19 protein-coding genes are annotated in these 21,678 nt (G+C 61.3%); 7 read left to right on the top strand and 12 right to left on the bottom strand.

The window, feature by feature from the left end:
• The first annotated feature begins 119 nt into the window (after positions 1-119).
• Both ACOYNB_RS04620 and ACOYNB_RS04615 read left to right on the top strand, forming a co-directional pair.
• Positions 120-497, top strand: coding sequence for a hypothetical protein (locus tag ACOYNB_RS04620; RefSeq protein WP_422837954.1), 378 nt, complete (start codon positions 120-122; stop codon positions 495-497).
• Positions 498-545: 48 nt separating this feature from the next.
• Positions 546-836 (top strand): putative quinol monooxygenase, encoded by a 291-nt coding sequence (locus ACOYNB_RS04615; protein ID WP_422837953.1) that lies wholly within the window; start codon positions 546-548, stop codon positions 834-836.
• Between the two features lie 13 nt (positions 837-849).
• On the opposite strand, the gene ACOYNB_RS04610 is transcribed toward ACOYNB_RS04615, so the two are convergent.
• The 5 genes from ACOYNB_RS04610 to ACOYNB_RS04590 form a co-directional block, all read right to left on the bottom strand.
• Positions 850-2,211 carry a sensor histidine kinase gene (locus tag ACOYNB_RS04610; RefSeq protein WP_422837952.1) on the bottom strand — a complete coding sequence of 454 codons (1,362 nt, stop codon included), beginning with the start codon at positions 2,209-2,211 and terminating at the stop codon, positions 850-852.
• Between the two features lie 92 nt (positions 2,212-2,303).
• Entirely contained in the window at positions 2,304-2,921 is a 618-nt protein-coding gene (locus ACOYNB_RS04605; RefSeq protein ID WP_422837951.1) for a flavin reductase family protein, read from the bottom strand.
• 69 nt (positions 2,922-2,990) lie between these two features.
• Positions 2,991-3,407, bottom strand: a complete 417-nt coding sequence (locus ACOYNB_RS04600) for a YbaN family protein (RefSeq protein WP_422837950.1) — start codon at positions 3,405-3,407, stop codon at positions 2,991-2,993.
• Positions 3,408-3,441: 34 nt separating this feature from the next.
• Entirely contained in the window at positions 3,442-4,218 is a 777-nt protein-coding gene (locus tag ACOYNB_RS04595; RefSeq protein WP_422837949.1) for an alpha/beta fold hydrolase, read from the bottom strand.
• 163 nt (positions 4,219-4,381) lie between these two features.
• Positions 4,382-6,193, bottom strand: coding sequence for a glutamine--tRNA ligase/YqeY domain fusion protein (locus ACOYNB_RS04590; protein WP_422837947.1), 1,812 nt, complete (start codon positions 6,191-6,193; stop codon positions 4,382-4,384).
• A gap of 80 nt (positions 6,194-6,273) precedes the next feature.
• Here ACOYNB_RS04590 and ppk2 point away from each other — a divergent pair, with 80 nt between their 5' ends.
• Positions 6,274-7,101 (top strand): polyphosphate kinase 2, encoded by an 828-nt coding sequence (gene ppk2 / locus ACOYNB_RS04585; protein WP_422837946.1) that lies wholly within the window; start codon positions 6,274-6,276, stop codon positions 7,099-7,101.
• Here ppk2 and ACOYNB_RS04580 read toward each other — a convergent pair.
• A complete protein-coding gene (locus tag ACOYNB_RS04580) occupies positions 7,091-7,513 on the bottom strand; it encodes a DUF1289 domain-containing protein (protein ID WP_422837945.1) in 423 nt (140 codons plus the stop codon). The genes ppk2 and ACOYNB_RS04580 overlap by 11 nt on opposite strands.
• 8 nt (positions 7,514-7,521) lie before the next feature.
• Positions 7,522-8,859 carry a tryptophan--tRNA ligase gene (locus ACOYNB_RS04575; RefSeq protein ID WP_422837944.1) on the bottom strand — a complete coding sequence of 446 codons (1,338 nt, stop codon included), beginning with the start codon at positions 8,857-8,859 and terminating at the stop codon, positions 7,522-7,524.
• Positions 8,860-8,928: 69 nt separating this feature from the next.
• Between ACOYNB_RS04575 and purN the strand changes: the two genes are divergently transcribed.
• Complete coding sequence (purN, locus tag ACOYNB_RS04570) at positions 8,929-9,561, top strand: phosphoribosylglycinamide formyltransferase (RefSeq protein ID WP_422837943.1); 633 nt, start codon at positions 8,929-8,931, stop codon at positions 9,559-9,561.
• A gap of 35 nt (positions 9,562-9,596) precedes the next feature.
• Complete coding sequence (locus tag ACOYNB_RS04565) at positions 9,597-10,934, top strand: leucine-rich repeat-containing protein kinase family protein (protein ID WP_422837942.1); 1,338 nt, start codon at positions 9,597-9,599, stop codon at positions 10,932-10,934.
• Between the two features lie 22 nt (positions 10,935-10,956).
• Here the strand turns inward: ACOYNB_RS04565 and ACOYNB_RS04560 are convergent, their stop codons facing one another.
• Both ACOYNB_RS04560 and ACOYNB_RS04555 read right to left on the bottom strand, forming a co-directional pair.
• Positions 10,957-12,162 carry an RCC1 domain-containing protein gene (locus ACOYNB_RS04560; protein WP_422837941.1) on the bottom strand — a complete coding sequence of 402 codons (1,206 nt, stop codon included), beginning with the start codon at positions 12,160-12,162 and terminating at the stop codon, positions 10,957-10,959.
• A gap of 74 nt (positions 12,163-12,236) precedes the next feature.
• Positions 12,237-12,857: a PEP-CTERM sorting domain-containing protein gene (locus ACOYNB_RS04555; RefSeq protein ID WP_422837940.1), complete on the bottom strand. Its 621-nt coding sequence runs from the start codon at positions 12,855-12,857 to the stop codon at positions 12,237-12,239.
• Between the two features lie 260 nt (positions 12,858-13,117).
• On the opposite strand from ACOYNB_RS04555, the gene ACOYNB_RS04550 reads away from it, so the two are divergent.
• Together ACOYNB_RS04550 and ACOYNB_RS04545 are read left to right on the top strand one after the other, a co-directional pair.
• Positions 13,118-14,236: a response regulator gene (locus ACOYNB_RS04550; RefSeq protein ID WP_422837939.1), complete on the top strand. Its 1,119-nt coding sequence runs from the start codon at positions 13,118-13,120 to the stop codon at positions 14,234-14,236.
• A gap of 11 nt (positions 14,237-14,247) precedes the next feature.
• Positions 14,248-17,910, top strand: coding sequence for a response regulator (locus ACOYNB_RS04545; protein ID WP_422837938.1), 3,663 nt, complete (start codon positions 14,248-14,250; stop codon positions 17,908-17,910).
• On the opposite strand, the gene gshA is transcribed toward ACOYNB_RS04545, so the two are convergent.
• From gshA to ACOYNB_RS04530, 3 genes are all read right to left on the bottom strand, one after another.
• A complete protein-coding gene (gene gshA, locus ACOYNB_RS04540; RefSeq protein ID WP_422838087.1) occupies positions 17,868-19,406 on the bottom strand; it encodes a glutamate--cysteine ligase in 1,539 nt (512 codons plus the stop codon). The two genes, ACOYNB_RS04545 and gshA, sit on opposite strands and share 43 nt — an antisense overlap.
• Before the next feature lie 160 nt (positions 19,407-19,566).
• Positions 19,567-20,589 (bottom strand): DUF2804 domain-containing protein, encoded by a 1,023-nt coding sequence (locus tag ACOYNB_RS04535; RefSeq protein WP_422837936.1) that lies wholly within the window; start codon positions 20,587-20,589, stop codon positions 19,567-19,569.
• Positions 20,580-21,584, bottom strand: coding sequence for an AraC family transcriptional regulator (locus ACOYNB_RS04530; RefSeq protein ID WP_422837935.1), 1,005 nt, complete (start codon positions 21,582-21,584; stop codon positions 20,580-20,582). Before ACOYNB_RS04530 ends, ACOYNB_RS04535 begins: the two co-directional genes overlap by 10 nt.
• Positions 21,585-21,678: the final 94 nt, after the last annotated feature.

Genomic DNA, 21,678 nt, shown 5'->3' with positions numbered 1-21,678 from the left:
AATGTTCCCGGTCCTGCGTTGACCGAGTGGTTTCACGAGTCGCATTAAATGATTGACGTGAAAGCATGTGACGCGCCTGAATTCAGGCGCGTCCTATTCACACTTTCAGGAATGCAACAATGAAAAAACTCATCGCCGCCACCCTGCTGGCTGTCGCCCCATTCGCTGCCCTGGCGCACACCACGCCCTCGTCGACCTTGGTGGAAATCAGCGATGTGGCCCTGGCGGAGGTCAGCGGTCAAGCGGGCCTGAACATCAGCGCCACCACCATCATCTCGGGCCTGCAACAGGTCAGTTCGGTGGCCAATCTCATCAAGCCCATCCTGCCATCACAAGGTAAGCAAGTGGTCACGCTGATCAATGTCGCGGCCACCACCGCCCCGGTGGTCAACAACCTGGTCAACGGCGGCACACTCAGCACCGCGGACCTCGGGCTCTTGATCAGGAACGGCGTGAGCGCCGGTATCGCCATCGGCAGCCTTTCGTCCGGCCTGTAACGGCAAGTTTGCTAGGATCCGGGCTGTTGTCCAGCCCAGGTCCTGCTCATGCACGTCACTCGCATCAATCGGTTCTACGCCAAACCTCATTTGGCCGAAGATCTGCACGCCTTTCTGGTGGGCGTCATGCCCACGCTTCGTCGTGCGCCAGGCTGCGAATCAGCCCAGTTGTTGCGCGGCAAGGACGATCCTCACGAATTCGTGATCGTGGAGCAATGGGCCTCCATCTCCGCACACAAAAGCGGTGCGCAGGTCATCCCGCCCGAGCAATTCAGCGTGATCCTGCCCATGCTGTCAAGGCCACCGGCTGGCGCGTACTACACCGCCGATCCCGCTTGAGCCAAGCGCACATCTAGCAAGGTAACGTGAACCAGAAGGTTGCACCTTGCCCAGGTTGGCTGTCGGCCCCGACCTGTCCACCATGGCGTTCGACAATCCGTCGAACAATGGCCAACCCCAGGCCTGTCCCTTCGTAGCCTGCCCCGCCGTGCAAACGCTGAAACGGCTGAAAGAGCGAGGCGGATTTTTCGGGGTCGAAGCCAATGCCGTTGTCTTGCACACTGACGCGCACAGTCTGCCCCACTTGTTGAGACGCCACCTTCACGCAGGGGTGCTGCGCGTGGCTTGAGAACTTCAGTGCGTTGCCAAGCAAGTTGACGAGAACCTGTCGGAGCAAAACACGGTCTGCGTGCACTTCGGGCAGATCGTGGTGACACACGCATCGCCCTGAGCCCTCGCCATGCGTCACCTCCAGGAAGGTGAGCGACTCCTGCACCAGCTCATCCAGGGGGACAGCCTGTCGCACGGGCTCGGCATGCGTCGCACGCGCCAAGGCCAGCATGTCCGAGACCAACTCGGCCAAATTCGCAGACTCATGCCGGATCGCGGTGAACAGCCGTCTTGCGCGCTCGGTATCGCCGGCATCCAAGGCTGCCAGCGCCACATTTGACAAGCCCACCATGCCGCCCAAGGGCCCCTTGAGATCATGCGACACCATGCCATTGAACGACTCCAGTGACGCGATGATGTCGTTGAGCTCCTTGGTGCGATCCATCACGCGGTTTTCCAAGGTCTCGTTCAAGTCCTGCAACTCGACGTGCAAGCGTCCCATGGTCGCCGACATGATGCCCAACCCAGCCAGTGCGAACGGAATGGATGACCAATAGCGCAAGGTGACCTGGTCCAGGCCAAACCAATAGCCCCCAAGCACCATCGGGATGTACTGAAACAGCATCAGGGCGACCGCCAGATGCCCGGCACCCGGCTCCCGTCGCGAGGCACGCCAGCTCAGCCCGCCCAAGTATGCGAACAGCACCCCCGTCAACAGGTTGCTCTGCAGGGCCGCCGTACGGGGTGCTGCAGCGGCCCACAACACCACCACCACATAAGCCAGAACTGTCAGCGAAAACACCAGCCACGGTCCTGGACGAGGATGCGCAGTGTACAAGCGGATGCCCGCCACCAATGCGCCCATCACCCCGATGCCAAGCGCCATCGACACAAGTTTCGTGATGGACAGTAACGAAGTGCTGCTGCCATATGGCAGTACAGGCGCGGCCAAGTTGATCAGCGCTGCAGCACCAAACGTGAACGCCAGCCAGCCCAGCCCCCATTGCGGGCGCGCTCGCCTGAAACGGATGAAGACCCCTGCTGCAAACGCCTGAACAAAGCCGGCAGCAATGGCAAAGCCTTCAACGAAATTGAGTTCGATCATCATGAACAAAAGACAGTCACTGCCAGTGTCCACACCCTCACAATGGCTAAGCAGTCACGTTGACCCTTAGTCCCCCCTGATCAAGTGCAGCATCAACCCGGACGTGCCATCTTGAACAGCTGCTCGGCGCCAATACTGAAATAGTCGGCGGGACCACCACCACGCAAAACAATGTTTGCCGCCGCCGTGTCAAACGAACCGCTCTGGACGAGGGTCGGATCAATGTGCACGGCGACGACTTCGCCGACCACCCACCACGCATCCACAGCCTGCCCCTCTGAGGTGTGCAATCGCACGATTTGAGCCAGCTTGCACTCGAAGCTGACCTTGCTTTCTGCCACACGTGGCGCTGCAATCGTACGGGATGCAGCGGGGGTCACACCGGCCAATGCAAATTCATCGACCTCGGGCCCCACCATCGCGCTGCTTTGGTTCATGGCCTCGGCCAGATCCCGAGACACGAGGTTCCAGGTGAACTCACGCGTCTGATCAATGTTGCGAAGGGTGTCCTTGTAGCCCAGACTGGAAAAGCCAATCATCGGCGGATTGAAATTGAGCGCGGTGAAAAAACTGTAGGGCGCCAGATTGCGTGCACCGCGTTCATCTTGCGTACCGATCCAGGCAATCGGGCGAGGACCGACAATGGCATGAAACGGATCATGCGCCAACCCGTGCCCCTTGGCCGGCTCGTAGAAATACATCTCAGGCATGGCAACCTCCATCAAACTGGCTGCCAGCTTAGCGCCGTACCCGCAGGGGTACCCTGCCCTACATCAAGCTCACCGACGGGTCGGAATGCGCCAAACCACCAGACAGCCGACCAAGCCCGCTCCGATCACGCCGATCTGCGCCAGTGGCTTGTTGGCCAACTGCCAGGCGGACACGCTGACCATGAGGGCCATCATGCTGCTAGCCAGCCACTTGATGCGAAGTGGCAAGCTGTGATGCGCCTCCCAGTCACGCACCATCGGCCCCAGCCAACGGTGTTGAATCAACCATCGGTGTAAACGGGGCGACGCCTTGGCAAAGCAAGCGGCCGCCAGCAGCACGAATGGCGTGGTCGGCAAACCAGGCAAGACGGCACCGATCAAGCCCAGCAGCAGCGACACGCATCCTGCGATCACCAGCACCCAGCGGCGCGTCCGCGTCAACACCGACAGGCTAGCGTCATCCGATAAAGATTCTTGCTCTGACATGCCTGAGATTGTCCCTTACCGCCCGCCCCATCCATCAGGCTCGAACACGCGCCCAATGTGCTGTCAAGCTGGGCAAGACCACGCCTGGGGCACCGACCACGCCCATGTGCCCGACTCCGGGCACCTCGTCAACGGTGGCATGGGGGTTGACCTCAGCCAGGCGCATGACCATGGCCTTGGCGGCGGGCGTCGTGTGCTCACCATACGCCAGGGTCAAGGGAACAGGCAGTTGGTAGTGCTCAAACGCCTGGGGCTCTGTCGACACACTGCACACCTCGCGGAACATTTTCCAGCCCAGAGGACGCGTCATTGCCTTGGCCTTGTCCGGCATGCTGGCCCACATGCCGGGCTGATTCCAGTAATCAATGAAGCGCTCGATCCAGGCCTCACTGCCGCCAATCTGTTCATCCAGCATGGAATTCGCTGCGCCATACAGCGCCTCGACGTGCGCTGCCACGTCAGCACTCATGCGCTCCGGCTCAGCTCTCAGGGCACCAAACAGCACGGGTTCGTACAGCCACATCGAGCGCACAGGCAGCCCCGCTTCCTTGGCCAGTGTCAGCGCCACAAAGCCACCATACGAATGCCCACCCAGATGCAGGCCCGTCGTCCCCGGTGGGATGAGCGCCTTCAAATGCGCCACTTCGTCTTGCACGGAAAACGCCTGGCCGACGGACAAGGCATCGCCGGGCGCGTAGCCACGGTTCACAGGCGTCAGAGGTGTCACCCCCTCAGGCAAGTCCGCCAACAACGGACGCCACATGAAAGGCCCGGTGGCCGTGGAATGGATGAACAGCGCAACCTCAGACATGCAAACCCCATCTGCTGGCGTCAAAAACGTTGAGCAAGCGTAACACCACCATTCACTCGGCCTTGGCGCCATGGGACGTCCGTGCCCAGCCGCCAGCATCGTCACACAGGCATGAAAAAAGGGGCACGAAGCCCCTTTTCTGAACGGACAAACCCGTAACGAATCACTTCGCCCAGTTGCCATCCTTCAAACCGGTCACTTTGTTGAACACAGGCTTGCCCGGTTGATGATCCTTGCGGTCGGCCACAAAGTAGCCAAAACGCTCGAACTGGAACTTCTGGTCAGGCTGAGCCTGCGCCAGCGAAGGCTCCACATAAGCCGTGACCACCTTCTTGCTGTCCGGGTTCAGGCTGGCCAGGAAGTCCTTGCCGCCCGCATCGGGTTGCGCATCGGTGAACAGGCGGTCATACAGGCGCACCTCGGCGGCGACACCATCGGCCACGCCCACCCAGGTGATGGCCGCCTTGACCTTGACCGAATCGGCGCCCGGCGTGCCGCTCTTGGTATCGGGCACCACGTTGGCCAGCACCTCGGTCACACGGCCGTCGGCATCCTTGACGCAGCCCGTGCACTCGATGACATAGCCGCCCTTCAGGCGAACCTTGTTACCCGGGAACAGGCGCTTGTAGCCCTTGGGCGGCACTTCTTCGAAGTCCTCGCGCTCGATCCACACTTCCTTGCCCAGCTTGAACTGGCGAGGCGCAGGCGGCTCGGTCCCTTCTGGCGGATGCGGCAGTGCAGGCAGCGAGCAAGGCTCCAGATGGCCCGCGCCCATGACCTCGTCCCAGTTGCTCAGCGTCAGCTTGACCGGATCCAGCACGACCATGCCACGGTGCGCTTTGTTTTCCAGATCGTCACGCAGCGCAATGTCCAGCGTGCTGTAGTCGATCCAGCTGTCCGCCTTGGTCACGCCAATGCGCTCGCAGAACAGTTGGAGGGCCTCGGGGGTGTAGCCACGACGGCGCAAGCCCACGATGGTCGGCATGCGGGGGTCATCCCAGCCTTCCACCACCTTTTCGTCCACCAGTTGCTTGAGCTTGCGCTTGCTGGTGATGACGTAGGTGAGGTTCAGGCGCGCAAATTCGTACTGATGCGGCGCGGGCGACTTCAGCAGGCCGCCTTCGCCCAGACGAGCCAACAACCAGTCGTAGAACGGACGCTGATCTTCGAACTCCAGGGTGCAGATGGAGTGGGTGATCTGTTCCAGCGCGTCTTCAATCGGGTGCGCAAAGGTGTACATCGGGTAGATGCACCACTTGTCGCCCGTGTTGTGGTGGGTCGCACGACGGATGCGGTAGATGGCCGGATCGCGCATGTTGATGTTGGGCGAAGCCATGTCGATCTTCGCGCGCAACACAGCGGCACCATCGGCCAGTTGACCGTCACGCATGTCGCGGAAACGGGTCAGGTTTTCGGCAGGGGTGCGCGAACGGAACGGGCTGTCCTTGCCTGGTGTCGAGAAGTCGCCACGGTTGGCGCGCATCTCTTCAGGCGTCTGCTCGTCCACGTAAGCCAGGCCCGCTTCGATCAGGTACTCGGCTGCGCGGTACATGAAGTCGAAGTAATTGCTGGCGTAGTACAGGTGTTCTTGCGGCTGGCCGTTGAAATCGGATTGCCAACCAAAGCCCAGCCACTTGACCGCATCCAGGATGGCGTCGACGTATTCCTGTTCTTCCTTCTCAGGGTTGGTATCGTCGAAGCGCATGTGGCACACGCCACCGTAATCGCGCGCCAGCCCGAAGTTCAGGCAGATGCTCTTGGCATGCCCCACGTGCAGGTAACCGTTGGGCTCGGGCGGAAAACGGGTGCGGATTTTGGCCGGGTCAGGCTGACCGGCTTCGTGATGGGCAGCATCGCCCGGGGTACCGCCCCAGCGGCGGCTGGCATAAGTGCCCTGCTCCAGATCGCGGTCGATGATGCCGCGCAGGAAATTGCTGGGTTTCGATGGGGTGTTGTCGTCAGTCGGGGCGTTCATCCCTCAATTCTATCGAGGCCTCTGGCAGACAAGCATCCTCAGGTATATCGTGGAGGTCACTTCAACACCTTCGAGACACCATGACCAACGGTCATCACAGTGAGAACAAGGACAACACGCACAAGAATGGTGCTCGCATGAGTCGCAAAGACTACGAGGAACACCTAGAGCCCCTGCAACTGGAACTCAATCGCGTGGCGCGCTGGCTGCAGCACACTGGCAAACGCCTGGTGATCTTGTTTGAGGGGCGTGACACGGCGGGCAAAACCGGCGTGATCAACGCCATCGCTGACAGCCTCAACCCGCGACAAATCCAGATCGTGGCCCTCGGCAAGCCGTCGGAGAGTGAAAGCTCCCAGTGGTACTTCCAGCGCTACATCAGCCACTTGCCCTGCGGCGGGCATGTGGCCCTGTTCGACCGCAGTTGGTACAACCGGGCCGGCGTTGAAAAAGTCATGGGCTTTTGCTCGAAAGACGAATACGAGCGCTTTCTGAAGCAAGCTCCGATCTTCGAAAAGATGCTGGTGGACGATGGCGTCTTGCTTTTCAAATACTGGCTCACGGTCGATCAGACCGAGCAAGAGCGACGCTTTGCCGAACGGCGAGACGACCCCTTCAAACGCTGGAAGCTGTCCCCCATTGATCTGGAAGCCCGCGAGCGCTATCAGGATTACGGCAAAGCACGGGATGCCATGCTGGACGCCACCCACACCAAGCATGCGCCGTGGACCTTGGTGGACTTCAATGACCAGCGCGTCGGGCGCCTGACCCTGATTCGCCACCTGCTGGATCACCTGCCCGACTACGACGTGCCAGAGCAATGGGTGGACTTCTCCCCACTGCCAGGCAAGCTGGCCAGCGAATCCTTCAAGGGACCGCTGAAACCCATCACCCCGTTCAAGACTTGACGGACAGACGTTCGGCCGCGCGCTCGGCGTAGCGGTTGAAGCGCCACGCCGTGTTCTCCAGGGTAATGCGGCGCCAAGTGGCGCGCTTTTCAGCGGGAGTCATTTCAGGCCAGCATTGCACCTCGGCAAACGTGCGCCCACAGCCTTTGCACACGGCATCGCCCTGACTGGTCGAACAGATGGCGATGCATGGCGTGTCGGGCTGGCGTGCGTACCAGGCCAACCAGGGCGAGCGAAAGCGCTCGGGCATGGAGGCCTCATCGCACTCCTGCTCTGCATGCGCGTCGAGCAGCGCCAGCAATTCCTGCAAAGCCGACACCGCAGCCTCCACACTCACCTCGCCCACCGGCATGGCGCGTGACTGCCACCAGCGCAGCGCCGCCTCGATGTCCACGCGGTGAATGCCTGCCATGAGCGAGATCAGGCTTTGGCGGCCTTGGCCGCAGCCTCTTGCGCCTCGTGGGCTTGCAACGCGTTGAGGGCCGCTTCCACATCGGCACGGCTCACGCCCTCGGCCACGCTCACGGGCGCCTCGTCCAATGGCACGGCGCCTTCCGTCTTGAAGCGCTTGACCCAGGTGCCCGCTGCACGCCCCTCGGCGAAAGCCCCGCTTTGCATGAGCAGGTCGCCGGCGGCGGTGGTCAGCTTGAAGTAGAACTGGCCATCGGCCTCGCGATACTGCTTGAACACGGGCAAGGCCACCTTCTCGCTGACCTCGACCTTGGCTTGCACCGCGCCCGACGCCACCATGCGGCGCAAACCCACGGCGTGACGCAGTTCCTTGAGGAAGGGCGTGGCACGGACGCGGGCCTTGTCGGCGCCTGCCTGCAGCACCGCTTCAATCTGATCCGGATGGGCCACCAGATCGGCATAACGCGCGCGCATCGGGCCAACATGGGCTTCGATCAGGTCGACCAGACGCTGCTTGGCCTCACCCCAGGCCAGGCCGCCACGCAAGTCAGCACGGAAAGCCTCGCGCTGGGCCGCGTCGGCAAAGGCGTCGTAAATGGTGACCAGGTGTGCGCCCTCCGGGTCTTTGGGCTCACCGGGCAACTTCGAGTCGGTCACGATGCGCGCAATCGCGTCCTTCAGCGCCTTCGGGCCCCCTTCGAACAAAGGCACGGTGTTGTCGTAGCTCTTGCTCATCTTGCGGCCGTCCAGACCGGGCAAGGTGGCCACCGCTTCTTCAATTTCCGCCTCGGGCAGCACGAACAGGTCCTTGCCACCGCCGTAGAGGTGGTTGAAGCGCATCGCCACGTCGCGCGCCATCTCGATGTGCTGGATCTGGTCACGGCCCACGGGCACGCGGTGGGCGTTGAACATCAGGATGTCGGCCGCCATCAGGATGGGATAGCAGTACAGACCCATGTTGATGTTGGCGTCCGGGTCCTCGTCCTTGGCCACGTTGGCATCCACCGACGCCTTGTAGGCATGGGCGCGGTTCATCTGCCCCTTGGCCGTCACACAGGTCAGCAACCAATTCAGCTCGGTGATCTCAGGAATGTCGCTTTGCGCGTAGAAGGTGACTCGATCGGTGTCCAGGCCAGCAGCCAGCCAGGTCGCGGCGATCTCCAGACGAGAGCGCGCAATGCGTGCGGGGTCATCGCACTTGATCAGCGCGTGGTAATCGGCCAGGAAGAAAAAGCTCTCGACCCCGGCCTCGCGGCTGGCGGCAATCGCCGGACGGATGGCGCCGACGTAGTTGCCAAGGTGGGGGGTGCCGGTGGTGGTGATGCCGGTGAGAACGCGTTGAGTCATGACGGGCCAAAAATCAAGGCAAAGAAGTGCGGAATTGTAGGACGCGCCCCCGCTACACTCTCGTTCGTCATGAAGAACATCGTCATCCTGATCTCCGGTCGCGGCTCCAACATGGAGGCCATCGTCAACGCCTGCCAACGCGAGGGCTGGCCTGCGCGCATCGCAGCCGTGATCAGCAACAAGGCATCGGCCAGCGGCCTGCAATTTGCTGCCAGCCATGGCATTGCCACCGCCGTCGTCGATCACAAGGCCTTCGACAGCCGCGAGGCCTTTGATGCCGAACTGGCCCGCGTGATCGATGGCTATGCCCCGGACGTGGTCGTTCTGGCCGGCTTCATGCGCATCCTGACGGAAGGCTTTGTGCGCCATTTCGAGGGCAAGATGCTCAACATCCACCCTTCCTTGCTGCCCTCCTTCCCAGGCCTGCATACCCACCAGCGCGCGATCGAAGCCGGTTGCAAACTGGCCGGTGCCACGGTTCACTTTGTGACGCCCGAGCTGGACCACGGCCCCATCGTGACCCAGGCGGCGGTGCCCGTCCTGTCGGGCGACACCGAAGCCGATCTGGCCGCCCGCGTGCTCAAGCAAGAGCATGTCATCTACCCGCAAGCCGTGCGTTGGCTGGTCGAAGGGCACCTGTCCATCGAGCAAGGCATCGTGCGCCATGCGCAAGGCGCCAGCCAGGTCCGCTGGGGCGACTGAGCCCTCGCCACGCGCTCGCACCCCACTGACCGACCATGTCACAGGACACCTTGCGCCGTCTGCGCGCCGGTGAACTGACAGGTTGCAAACGCCTGGACCTTTCTTGTGAACTGACCGACCTCCCGCCCGAGGTGTTTGCCCTGGCCGACACGCTGGAGGTCCTCAACCTCACCGGTAACCGACTGAGCCAACTGCCCGACCTGAGCCGCTTACGGCATCTCAAGGTGCTGTTCTGCTCGGACAACGCCTTCACCACGGTCCCGGAGCATCTGGGCGATTGCCCCCAACTGTCGATGGTGGGCTTCAAGTCCAACCAGATCACACAGGTGCCCGACACGGCCATTCCGCCCACGCTGCGCTGGCTGATCCTCACAGCCAACGAGATTGCATCGCTGCCCGAGTCAATCGGCCAGTGCACCGCCCTGGAAAAGGTCGCCTTGGCAGGCAACCGCTTGCGCACCCTGCCCGAGAGCATGGCGGCCTGCCAGCAACTGGGTCTGCTGCGGATCTCGGCCAATGATGTCCAGACCCTGCCCGGCTGGTTGCTGAGCTTGCCCAAACTGGCGTGGCTGGCCTACGGGGGCAACCCATGTGAGGCGAGTGCATCGATCCCGGGGGAGCCGACGCCAATGTCCTGGCCGCTCATTCCCTGGTCGAGTGTGACACTGGCCCAGTTATTGGGCGAAGGTGCGTCCGGTCACATCCATGCGGGCACATGGCAGCGCACGCCGTCCACCGAACCGGAAGCCGTGGCAGTGAAGCTCTACAAGGGCGCACTGACCAGCGACGGGCTGCCGGACCAAGAACTCCATGCCTGCCTGACCGCAGGCGCGCACCCGCATCTGATCCCCGTGCATGGTGTGCTGCAAGGCCACCCGGAGGATCGGCAAGGCCTGGTGATGCCCCAGTTGGATGCCAACTGGGGCGCGCTGGCCGGCCCGCCCAGCCTGGACAGCTGCACCCGCGATGTGTACGCACCCGATGCGGCCTGGTCCATCGACATCGCCTGGCGCCTCGCACAGGGCATTGCCGCAGCGACCGCGCACCTGCACACCCGCGGCGTTCTGCACGGCGATCTGTATGCGCACAACATCCTGTGGCGCTCGGACGGGCAGGCGTTGCTGGGCGACTTCGGGGCCGCGTCCCTCCTGCCGACTGGCGCGACACAACGCGCCACCCGCGATGCGCTGGAGAAGATGGACACCCTGGCGTTTGGCCACTTGCTCGAAGAGTTGCTGCAAGGCGCCGTCGCTACCGAAAGCGATGATCCCCGCGCTCAGGCTTTACGCCACTGGCAGGCGCGTTGCACCCACGCGCACGCATGCGAAAGGCCCACGATGGAAGAGGTTCGTCAGGCACTGTTCAACACGTGATGCTCGACGAGATCGACTGACGCTAAAAATCAAGTCTGGCGGGCACGTTAACCGCGCAATATGCTTGCTCGCAACTTTGCCCCAGTTGATCGTAGCTGTTGTCACCCCACACTCGCAAAAGACCGTCTTGACCCAGTGCCACGCTGTGCCAGCGGCCTGCTACGGCATCGCGGTAAGTGCCTGGCGCGCCGACTTGAAGCGGCGTGGCGGCATCAGCCCTGGGGTCATTGCCAATCTGTCCGCAGCAATTGCTCCCCCAAGCCCAAAGGCTGCCGTCTTGCTTCACAACCAGGCCATGCCACTCGTTGATGGACACCTGGGCATACCCAGCACCGGCAATCTTGACGGGGACCCACTGGTCCGCACCGGAGCCGTCACCCACTTGCCCGTATCCATTCCAGCCCCACACATAGAGGTCACCACCCTCGGTAATCGCGGCGGTATTGGTCGGCCCCACTGAGACCTGCTTGAACTTCAGAAGCACCGAGTCAGCGTCCAGAACATCGATTTTTTGCGGCGTGGGACGGGTCTGGTTGCTCCCGTCACCCAATTGACCATACCCATTCCCGCCCCAAGTCCACAGATTGCCTGCGGTGTCGATGGCGGCTGTGTGATACGGCCCAGCCGCCACGGCCTTGAACTGGGTCCCCACCAGGATTTGTTTCGGTTCAGAGGTGGCGTCGCTCCCGCCATCGCCCAACTGGCCATAGGTGTTTTGCCCCCAGGTCCACAAACGACCGTCACGGTCGATTGCTGCAGAGTGCGCACCTCCCGCACTCACTTGCTGATAGACACTTTGGCCAACCCGCGTGGGCTGTGCCTCATCCACATTCGTGCCGTTGCCCAGTTGGCCATTTTCATTTTTGCCCCACGCCCACAACGAGCCATCCGCCTTGAGTGCCAAGTTGTGAAACTCGCCCGATGACACGGCGGCATAGGCTTGGACGCTGGCCGGGTCCAATCGGGTCGGCGCCTGGCTCGTTGCTGTCGTCTTGTCGCATGCATCACCGTAGGTCGAACAGCCCCAGGTCCACAGGCTGCCGTCGGCCTTGATGGCCACAGAATGTGTGGCGCCCGCCGCCACGGCGACAAAACCAGTCGGTCGCACGGAGGGGGCGTCGGAGGGCCCAGAGGATCCCCCGCCACCGCAGCCAGACAGGGACGCCATCACCAGGATGCTGGCGATTCCCCCACGAAGACGGGCGAGAGCGTTCAATAGCGCGAACATCAGGAACACCTTGTCAGGACGGACCGAAACAGGCTCCGCGCAACCTGAGCAGGTCACCGCAGAGCCGTCCCGACTCAATGACGCGAACGGCGTCGATGGATACACGCCAGCACGGCCAAACCGGTCGCCAGCAGTGCCCAGGTCGAGGGCTCCGGCACAGCCGAAGCCGACACCTTGAAGTTGTCAAAGCCATTGACCTCGCTGTTGGCGGGGCCATAGCCATCGTGAGACTCCAGTGACACGCTGACGCTGGTCACATTGGCCAGCACGGCCGACAAGTTCCCCCCCCAGTTGGCTGGCGTCAAATCCGCCGAGAAAGTGGTCCAGCGGGCATCCGGAGCGCTACCAGGGGCCAAGTCAAAACTGACCTCACCGGCCGAGCCTGTCAGCGTCACACGCCCGAAATCCCCCCAGTCAGAAGCAACACCGCTGAGGTTGACGGCATCAAACGACAAGGTGCCGCCCATGAAACGGGACCAATTGCCCAGCAAGGACGACGGCAGATACAGGGACATGATGCCGCCATCGACATCGCTCTGCACCAGATACCCCGATGCATCGTGGCTCAAGGTCCCGCCTACGGCGCTGACACCTTGTGCATCAGCGTCGAAGGTCAACTGAATGTCGCTCGCATGCGCTGCCCCAGCAAAAGCCACGCTGGCCAATGCCGCACCCAGCCAAGTTGGCATGGTCATGTTCGGTTCCTCCTGTTTGAATGTTTTGGCGGCTTCACGACGCCTAACGCCACTCTAAACAGGAACACCCTCGATGCCGCAACATTGGTACATCCGGACACTTTTTCCACCCAGCCAAGGGGGATGGGGACGGAAGCGTTCGACCTTGACCCGAATCAAGCACAAAACGCCCGGGAAGGCACATCGCACAGCAGCCCCTCCATGGGGCTGCGTAGTATATTGAGTTCACCCTCTTGGCGATCCCGATTGGCACACCTAGCATGGACCCCATCCCCGCGGACAAATCAGCCACCGTTCTGGTCGTGGACGACACATCAGACAACTTGTCGCTGCTGTCCTGTCTTCTGAAAGACCGTTACACGGTCAAAGTGGCCAACAATGGCGAAAAAGCCATTCGGATCGCCCAGACACGTCCCGCACCTGACCTGATCTTGCTGGACGTGATGATGCCCGGCGTCGATGGTTACGTCGTTTGTCGACTGCTGAAAGAGAACCCCGACACCCGCGACATCCCGATCATTTTCCTGACCGCGCTGTCAGACAGCGAAAGCGAAAAAAAAGCGCTGGAGTTGGGAGCTGCCGACTTCATCACCAAGCCCATCAACCCACCGGTTGTCCTGGCACGCGTAGCCACCCAGTTGCAGGCCAAAGCCGCGGCCGACTTTTTGAAGAATCAAAACAGCATCCTGGAACGCGAGGTGGCTCAACGGACCCAGGAGTTGACGGCCATTCAAAACGTCACCATCCTGACGATGGCCTCGCTGGCCGAAACACGGGACAACGAGACGGGCAACCACATCTGCCGCACGCAGCACTACGTCAAGGCCCTGGGTGAGCGGCTGAAAAATCATCCCCGCTTCAGTCACTACCTGACTGACGAGATGATTGATCTGCTCTTCAAATCGGCCCCCTTGCACGATCTGGGCAAAGTGGGCATTCCCGATCGCATCTTGCTCAAACCCGCTCAACTGACAGAAGAAGAGTTTGAGATCATGAAGACGCACACCACCTTGGGTCGTGATGCGATTCAGGCCTCCGAGAACCGCCTCGGCCTGGAGGTTGACTTCCTGCGTATCGCCAAGGAAATCGCCTACAGCCACCAGGAAAAGTGGGATGGCACGGGCTACCCGCAGGGCATTGGCGGTGACGACATCCCCATCTGTGCGCGCTTGATGGCTGTGGCGGATGTGTATGACGCCCTCATCAGCAAGCGGGTTTACAAGCCGGCTTTCACGCACGATGCAGCGGTCACGATCATGGTGGCTGGCCGCGGCACCCACTTCGATCCGGACGTGCTGGACGCGTTTCTGGCATTGCAAGATGAATTCATCGCCATCGCGGATCGCTTCGCCGACGAAGGCACCCCGCCCCCAGGTTAGGACTTTGTTGCATGCCTCCAGCGCCCAAACTCATCTCTCCCATCGGACGCCAGGTAGTCACTCTGTTCATCAGCCTGCTGATCAGCGCGGGCGTGGCTGGCATCTGCGATCACCTCTATCGCCAACAGGCACTGCTCGACTATCGCGACAGTCTGCACGACCAGATTCAGCAAGATCGCGGCCTGCTGGAAGAGTTGACGCTCAACAGTCAGTCGATGGGCGCCCTCAAACTGGCGGGCCAACTGGAGCAGGAAACCAAGGTGCTTGCCTTGCTTGACACCCCAGCGGTGGCCAAGGAAGGTCAGACGTTGAACACGTCGGCGCTGGACGCCATCGCACACAACATTGGTGCCAACCATGTGTTCGTCACGAATGCACGCGGCATCATCACCGGTGTCTGGGACCACACAGGCAGCCAACGCGTACTCGGCAGTGACCTGAGTTTCAGGCGCTATTTCCAGACGGCCATGCACGGCATTCCGAACGTCACCGCCGCCATCAGCCAAAGCACCGGACAGCGCATGATCTACATGGCTGCGCCGATTTACCAGGATCGCACGGCCGCCAGCCCGATCATCGGCATGCTCGTCGCACGCCATGATCCCGACTTCCTTGATCGCACACTGCACACGGTAGGCGCATCCATTGGTTTGCTGGTCAGCCCACACGGCGTGGTCATGGCCAGCAGTCAGCCCCAGTGGCTGTTCGCATTGGTGGGCGGCAGCACCACCCCGGCTCGCCAGCAAGCCCTGCACGCAGCAGGACAGTACGGCCCACTCTTCGCACCAGGCGCCACCCTCAAGACCTTGCCGAGCCTGGATGAGGACCTTCTCTCGCTCCCCTCCGGGCAATACGCCGTCGGACGTGAATCGCTGGACTGGCGAGATCCTGCTGGCTCCTGGACCATGGTCAGCCTCACCCCATTGGACGCCATCGCGCAGCCACAGAGTCGCTTGGTGGTCACGGCATCTGCTTTCTTTGCCAGCCTTGGCACCTTCTACCTGTTTGCGCTGATGTTCCGCAATCGCACCTTGCGGCGGGAAAAAGCCTTGCAGTTGCGCAACCAGCTTGGTTTTCAGCAGGCTTTGATCGACGCCATCCCGACGCCCATTTTTTACAAGGATGCCCACACCCGTTTCCTGGGCTTCAACAAGGCTTATGAGGACACCTTCTCGGTCAAGCGTGATGACTTGATCGGCAAAACCGTGCTCGACCTGGATTACCTCCCGGAAGCGGATCGTCAGGCCTACCAGGCAGAAGATCAGGCCATGATTGCCACGGCCGGATCGGTTGAAAAGCTGATGCCCATCCCATTTTCGGATGGCCAACTGCATGACACGCTCTACCGTGTCAAAGGCTTCCGCAATGTCGATGGCTCACCGGGTGGTCTTGTGGGAACGTTCTCGGACATCACCCCACTGACGCAAGCCAAGAAAGCAGCTGAAGTGGCCACACAAGCCAAAAGCGAATTCCTGGCCAACATGAGCCACGAGATCCGCACACCGATGAACACGATCATCGGCATGTCCTACCTGGCCCTGAAAACCGATCTGAGCCCCAAGCAGCGCGATTACATCCAGAAAGTGCATCGATCAGCGGAAGGCTTGCTCGGCATCATCAACGACATCCTGGACTTCTCCAAGATCGAAGCAGGCAAGCTGGAGCTGGAACAAGTCGGATTCCGACTGGAAGATGTGCTGGAAGAGTTGTCCAACATCATCGGGATTCGTGCAGAAGACAAGGGACTGGAACTGCTGTTCAAGATCGATCCGAGCGTCCCCACCATGCTCATGGGTGACCCCTTGAGACTGGGTCAGGTCCTGACCAACCTCTGCAGCAACGCCGTCAAATTCACCGACCAAGGTGAGGTGCTGGTGTCAGTCGAATCAACCCAGCGCGACGATCACGAATCGGTGATTCACTTTGTGGTCGAGGACACGGGCATTGGCCTGACGGAAGAACAGCGGGAACACCTGTTTCGCTCGTTCTCGCAAGCCGATTCATCCACCACGCGCAAGTATGGCGGGACCGGTTTGGGGCTGGCCATTTCCAAGCGTCTGGTTGACATGATGGGCGGCAAAATCTGGGTGGAGTCCGAGTTTGGCAAAGGATCGCGCTTTCACTTCGAGGCACGCTTCGGTGTGCAGACGCATGTCGAGCCACGCCGCATGGTTCAGGCAGAGGACCTGTCCGGCAAGCGGGTCCTGGCCGTGGACGACAACACGTCCGCGCGCGAGATCCTGGCCTCCATGACCCGGACATTCGGGCTGTCGGTCGATGAGGCTACCTCCGGCTCCGATGCATTGAAAGTCATCCGCCAGGCCAGCGAGTCGGGGCATCCCTACGACTTGCTGCTGATTGACTGGCGCATGCCGGGCATGAACGGCATTGACACCGTGCATCAGTTGCAAGCGGCCATGGAAGATCAAACGCCCGCCGTGATCATGGTGACGGCATTCGGTCGCCAGGAAGCCTTGGATGATGCGCGGCAGCAAGGCGTGCAACTCAAGTCCGTTCTGAGCAAGCCCACCACGGCATCCACCTTGCTCGAAGCCATCAGTGAAGGCTTGGGCCACGCATCGCCGGCCGAGACGCGCGCCACACAACGCAGCGAAGAACTGGAGGAATCCGTCATCGCCATGCGAGGGGCACGCATGCTGGTGGTTGAAGACAACGAGATGAATCAGCAATTGACCGTCGAGTTGCTGGCACGCGCAGGCATTGACACCGTCGTAGCGGCCGATGGACAGGCCGCATTGGACATTCTCCATGCGGACAACGCCTTTGACGGCGTGCTGATGGATTGCCAGATGCCCGTCATGGATGGCTATACCGCCACGCGACACATTCGCGCCAACAGTCAACTGTCACACCTGCCGATCATTGCCATGACAGCCAACGCCATGGCAGACGACAAAGCACTGGCACTTCAGGCTGGCATGAACGACCACATCGCCAAGCCCATCCATGTCGAAAAGATGTTCACCACCTTGAGCCAGTGGATCAAGCCGGCACACCCCAGCAACGCTGCAGATGCCGCGAGCAGACGCGTCAGCGCGGCCCCTGCCCCCAAGGATTTCCCGGCCTTGGCTGGCATCGACACACAAGCTGGTCTGTTGCGCTCACTGAATGATCCACAGTTGTACATGCGGCTGCTGAGCAATTTCCTGAACAACTACGCTCACTTCAACGAGCAGTTTGCGCAGGCATTGTCGGCGCATGACTTTGCAACAGCCACGCGCCTGGCACACACACTGCGCGGCAGTGCAGGCACCATCAGCGCCAACGATCTGGCCACCACGGCCCATGCGCTGGAGCAAGCTTGCGCGAGCCGCGCGCCAGGCGAGCAAATCGCCTCACTGCTGCAAGTGACCAGCACCGTGCTCGCCCAAGTGCTGGATGGGCTGACTGCGTTTTGCAGTGCGCACGACGGGCCACCAGAGGTGACCTCCGCAGATCACGTAGATGAGGTCCAATTGAAAGCGTCATTGCAGCAATTGCGGGAATTGCTGCTCAACAGCGACAGTGAGGCCGTCGATGTGCTCAACGAGCTCATGCAGTCCATCGCCGGACACACCTGGGCCGACCGACTGCGCGCGACGCACAAAGCCGTCAGCGATTACGACTTTGATCAGGCGGTGGTCGAGCTGGATGCGGCCACCGTCAGCCCTTGAGGATCAATGTAGGCCTGGCGGAACAACTCGAAAGGCAACACATCCTCGGACTCGATGCGCGCCTGCTCCGCAACCGACACATCGGCCATCTGCCGCCAGACGGCCTGCTGATCATCGGTCAATGACACACCGAACAGAGATTGCTTGACCAGGCCGGATCGGTCCAGCGCAAACGCGTCAAAGCGCCCCGCATACTGATCCTGAATGGCGGCCAGCACCCGGGCAGAAGGCAACTGTTCGACCGCCAAGAAATCCTCACGCGCACGTGCCCATGACGTTGCGTACGCGTGCCCACCACAAGCCGCATCCATGGCCTCGGCCACAGCCACGCCCTCGTCCAACAGTGCCAGTCCCCATTTCTCCAGACTGATCGGCTGACCATCTCGGATCAATTGCAAACCGGGCTCTCGACCGCGCGAGGCGGCCAGCAACAGGTTCGATTGCAGCACGCGCACCTCATCCGGGCTATCTGGCGGGCTGCTGGACAGCATGGCCTGCAACAGGAACACATCCAGCACCCTTGCCGTGTGCGCATCAATGCCCACATCCAGGAATGGATTGACGTCCATGCAGCGCACTTCAACGTATTCCACGCCGCGCTCACGCAGGGCATGCAAGGGACGCTCGCCCGAACGAATCACACGCTTGGGACGAATGGTGCTGTAGAACTCGTTTTCAATCTGCAGCAAACTGGCGGCCAATTGACGATAGCCGCCTGCGGGGTCGTGAATGCCAATGGCTTCGTAAGGCGGATACGGAACGGTCAGCGCCTCATGCAGGGAATCGGCGTACCCTTCCAGATCGTTGTAGCTCACGCACAGCGCAGACTGCGCATCGCTTTGGTAGCCCAATCGCCCCATGCGCAAAGACGTTGCATATGGCAGGTACAGCGTGTGCGCGCTCATGGCATCCAAGCCATGAGGTTGCCCGGCCGCAAACGCCGATGTCACGGCCGGCGATGCGCCGAACAAGCGCAACAGCAAAAATGAGTGGCGCCGGAAATTCCGGATCAACGCGAAATAGTCTTCGCTCGTTGCGCCAGGGAACGACCAGTTGTAATGGATGCCCGAAATGGTCTGCATGCGGGAGCCATAGCGGTGCGACAGCCCCAATCGATAGACCCGCTTGGCCTGTCCCACATTCGAGCTGCCGTAGTACCCGATGGGAATGTCCGCATCTGGCGGCAATTGTCCAGGCATGCTCGCCGCCCACATGCATTCGTCGCCCAGCGACCGCAGCACCACGCGGTGGATGGTTTCCAGTTCGTGCAGACAGTCTTCGACACGCGCATGCACCCCGGTCACGAGTTCCAACTGCGACTCACTGAAATCGGTAGTGATATGAGGATGCGTGAGTGCAGAGCCCAACACAGCAGGATGCGGTGTACGCGCCAGACTGCCGTCGGGCTTGACGCGCAAGCCTTCCTTTTCGATACCGCGCTGCATGCCTCGCAGGCGTGCAGCATCCAGCTCGCGCAAACGTTGATGCAAGGTCACAACGGGCAAAACCCTCTCCTATCGACTCAGGTGCATGCACAAACAAGGTGCTGCACGGGCGCCGATTGTGCGCCAACCCGCCGACGCTTGCATGACAGCCCAAAGATGACCTTTGGACCTGGATCAAAGAAGACTGAAAGGACGATGCCGCACGTCCGGCTCACCAGCGTGAACGGTGATCTTCCGTCACACCCAACAGGCCATCCACCGACACGACTGGTCCACCGGGACGCGCACGCACGACGCCATGGAATGTCCCTACTGGCTGTATGTAATAACTGGCAGCCACCACGAGGTTGCGATCGGCTTGTCGCGCACCCTCTGGTCGGAAATGCAGATCCAATAACCCGTCATCGGTTTGCACACGCCATGGCGACAACGGGCGCAGCGGATCAAAAGCAAACTTGGCGGCCCCCAGCGGAATCAAGGTTCCGTCCAGCCACAAGACATTTTCCTGATTGCCGAAATAGCCTTCTTGCAGGTTAAAGCCGAGTCGTCGGTCGTGCGCACACGCCCATCGCCAAGCGGTGTCTCTGGCCAACAAACCATTCGAGCTGTCCAGGCTGCCCAATGCACCATGCAGCGCATGCCGCTCACCGTCCAACACAAATTCGCCCACAACCGGCAAACCGGGTGACTTTTGCGTGGCGTGCACCAGCCCCTGGTCCACCGGCCCAACCGCCAGCAAAAACGGCGGCGCCTGATGCCATGACAGATCACATCTCAACTGAAGCCGACGCGTCTTCACTCGCACCGCGATCACATGCCCCTCGGTCACGATGGACAAGGCCGCCCCCAGCCCCTTGAAACGAGCTGCGCCCCCCGTCACAGGCTGATCCGTGACGCCGCCAGACCAACCTGGCAGACCATCCTGCGTCCAATCCAGCACGACCTTCTGGCTGCGGCGATCAAACACGTACACGAACGACGACATGCACCAGCCCACATCGACGATCGCCACCCCGATGAACCAATGCGCATGTGCCACGCCCACGTACTGCCAGCGCTTGTGATGCAGACGCGTCCACAGCGCCGACCGCCGCCAAGTCCCACGCAATGCGCGCCAGTCAATGGTGTCAATGCATCCGGCATAGCGGCCCATGGCCGGCTCGCCGTCCATCACCACGGATGACGGGGGCGACAACAGACTGACAGACCAAGGCTCGGACGAGGCTACCGACATGAAGGCACTTTCTGATGCAAACGTCGCCACTGCGCTGGGGTCGCACCAGTCCAGGACCGAAATGCACGGGTGAAGGCGCTTTGCTCCGAATACCCCAGCAGCAAGGCGATTTCTGCCACATCCAGATGAGCCTCCTTCAGATGCCCCTCTGCCAGGTGGCGGCGGGTGTCATCCAGCAAGCGCTGAAAGGTTGTGCCTTGTTCTGCCAACCGACGCTGCAGGCTGCGCACACTGGTGTGATGGACCTCGGCCAAGGCCGCCAACGAGGTTCTGCCCTCGCGGATCAGGGGAACCAAGGTTCGGCGCCACGCATCGACCGCCGCCGGCACCCGAGAGACTTCATCCAGCAAAGCCTCGGCCTGCTTGTCGAGCAAGGCCAGCAGCGCAGGATCAGATTTGCGCAGCGGCAAGGCCAAGTACTCATAGCCAAAGACCAGGCTGGTACGGTCTGCATCAAAGCGCACCTCACAACCAAAGAAATCTTCGTAGGGTTGAATATCCTGGGGACGGCTGTTCACAAAGCTGACCGCCTTCAGCGGCCAGTAGCGTCCAGTCATGTCGCGCGCCAATTGCACCAGTGACGCAATGGCCGTCTCATCCACCAAGGCCCCCGGGCGACCTCGGTCCACCCCCCACTCCACCGAGACGCCATTCGGGTCCATGGAGACCGTGGCCAGGTTGGCGTCGTACACCGAGGCGTGATAACGCTCCAGACGCTGCAGCGCCTCCAGCAAATGCCCGCATGCCAACGCGGCATACCCCACCACCCCAAAGTGACGTGCGCTGACGCACTCAGCGATGCGCAAGCCCAGTCCAGGCCGCTTCTTCTCCAGGACATCCACGCGGCGCAACCAATCCTGCCATTGCGGCATGGGCACAAAATGCTGCTCTGGTTCGGGACGCGCATCCAAGACACGCGCAGGATCCAGCCCCTGGCGTTCCAGGTACTCATACAAGAGCAAAACGTAGGACGCAGCAACGCGGGATTCGGCCATGTCAGCGCATTCGCAATGGAGTCGGGATCATGCCGCGACACCCGGCCCCTCACCATTCGGGGTAGCCGCTAGGTCTTCGGCCTGATGCTGGCGT

Source organism: Aquabacterium sp. (genome assembly GCF_049317225.1).
In the GTDB taxonomy this organism is placed as follows: Bacteria; Pseudomonadota; Gammaproteobacteria; order Burkholderiales; family Burkholderiaceae_C; genus Aquabacterium.
This window is presented reverse-complemented; position numbering and strand designations above follow the sequence as displayed.

Bases quoted from the DNA above. Each gene is read 5' to 3' on its own strand.
- ACOYNB_RS04620 (WP_422837954.1), top strand. From the start codon at position 120: ATGAAAAAACTCATCGCCGCCACCCTGCTGGCTGTCGCCCCATTCGCT.
- ACOYNB_RS04615 (WP_422837953.1), top strand. From the start codon at position 546: ATGCACGTCACTCGCATCAATCGGTTCTACGCCAAACCTCATTTGGCC.
- ACOYNB_RS04610 (WP_422837952.1), bottom strand. From the start codon at position 2,211: ATGATCGAACTCAATTTCGTTGAAGGCTTTGCCATTGCTGCCGGCTTT.
- ACOYNB_RS04605 (WP_422837951.1), bottom strand. From the start codon at position 2,921: ATGCCTGAGATGTATTTCTACGAGCCGGCCAAGGGGCACGGGTTGGCG.
- ACOYNB_RS04600 (WP_422837950.1), bottom strand. From the start codon at position 3,407: ATGTCAGAGCAAGAATCTTTATCGGATGACGCTAGCCTGTCGGTGTTG.
- ACOYNB_RS04595 (WP_422837949.1), bottom strand. From the start codon at position 4,218: ATGTCTGAGGTTGCGCTGTTCATCCATTCCACGGCCACCGGGCCTTTC.
- ACOYNB_RS04590 (WP_422837947.1), bottom strand. From the start codon at position 6,193: ATGAACGCCCCGACTGACGACAACACCCCATCGAAACCCAGCAATTTC.
- ppk2 (WP_422837946.1), top strand. From the start codon at position 6,274: ATGACCAACGGTCATCACAGTGAGAACAAGGACAACACGCACAAGAAT.
- ACOYNB_RS04580 (WP_422837945.1), bottom strand. From the start codon at position 7,513: ATGGCAGGCATTCACCGCGTGGACATCGAGGCGGCGCTGCGCTGGTGG.
- ACOYNB_RS04575 (WP_422837944.1), bottom strand. From the start codon at position 8,859: ATGACTCAACGCGTTCTCACCGGCATCACCACCACCGGCACCCCCCAC.
- purN (WP_422837943.1), top strand. From the start codon at position 8,929: ATGAAGAACATCGTCATCCTGATCTCCGGTCGCGGCTCCAACATGGAG.
- ACOYNB_RS04565 (WP_422837942.1), top strand. From the start codon at position 9,597: ATGTCACAGGACACCTTGCGCCGTCTGCGCGCCGGTGAACTGACAGGT.
- ACOYNB_RS04560 (WP_422837941.1), bottom strand. From the start codon at position 12,162: ATGTTCGCGCTATTGAACGCTCTCGCCCGTCTTCGTGGGGGAATCGCC.
- ACOYNB_RS04555 (WP_422837940.1), bottom strand. From the start codon at position 12,857: ATGACCATGCCAACTTGGCTGGGTGCGGCATTGGCCAGCGTGGCTTTT.
- ACOYNB_RS04550 (WP_422837939.1), top strand. From the start codon at position 13,118: ATGGACCCCATCCCCGCGGACAAATCAGCCACCGTTCTGGTCGTGGAC.
- ACOYNB_RS04545 (WP_422837938.1), top strand. From the start codon at position 14,248: ATGCCTCCAGCGCCCAAACTCATCTCTCCCATCGGACGCCAGGTAGTC.
- ACOYNB_RS04535 (WP_422837936.1), bottom strand. From the start codon at position 20,589: ATGTCGGTAGCCTCGTCCGAGCCTTGGTCTGTCAGTCTGTTGTCGCCC.
- ACOYNB_RS04530 (WP_422837935.1), bottom strand. From the start codon at position 21,584: ATGGCCGAATCCCGCGTTGCTGCGTCCTACGTTTTGCTCTTGTATGAG.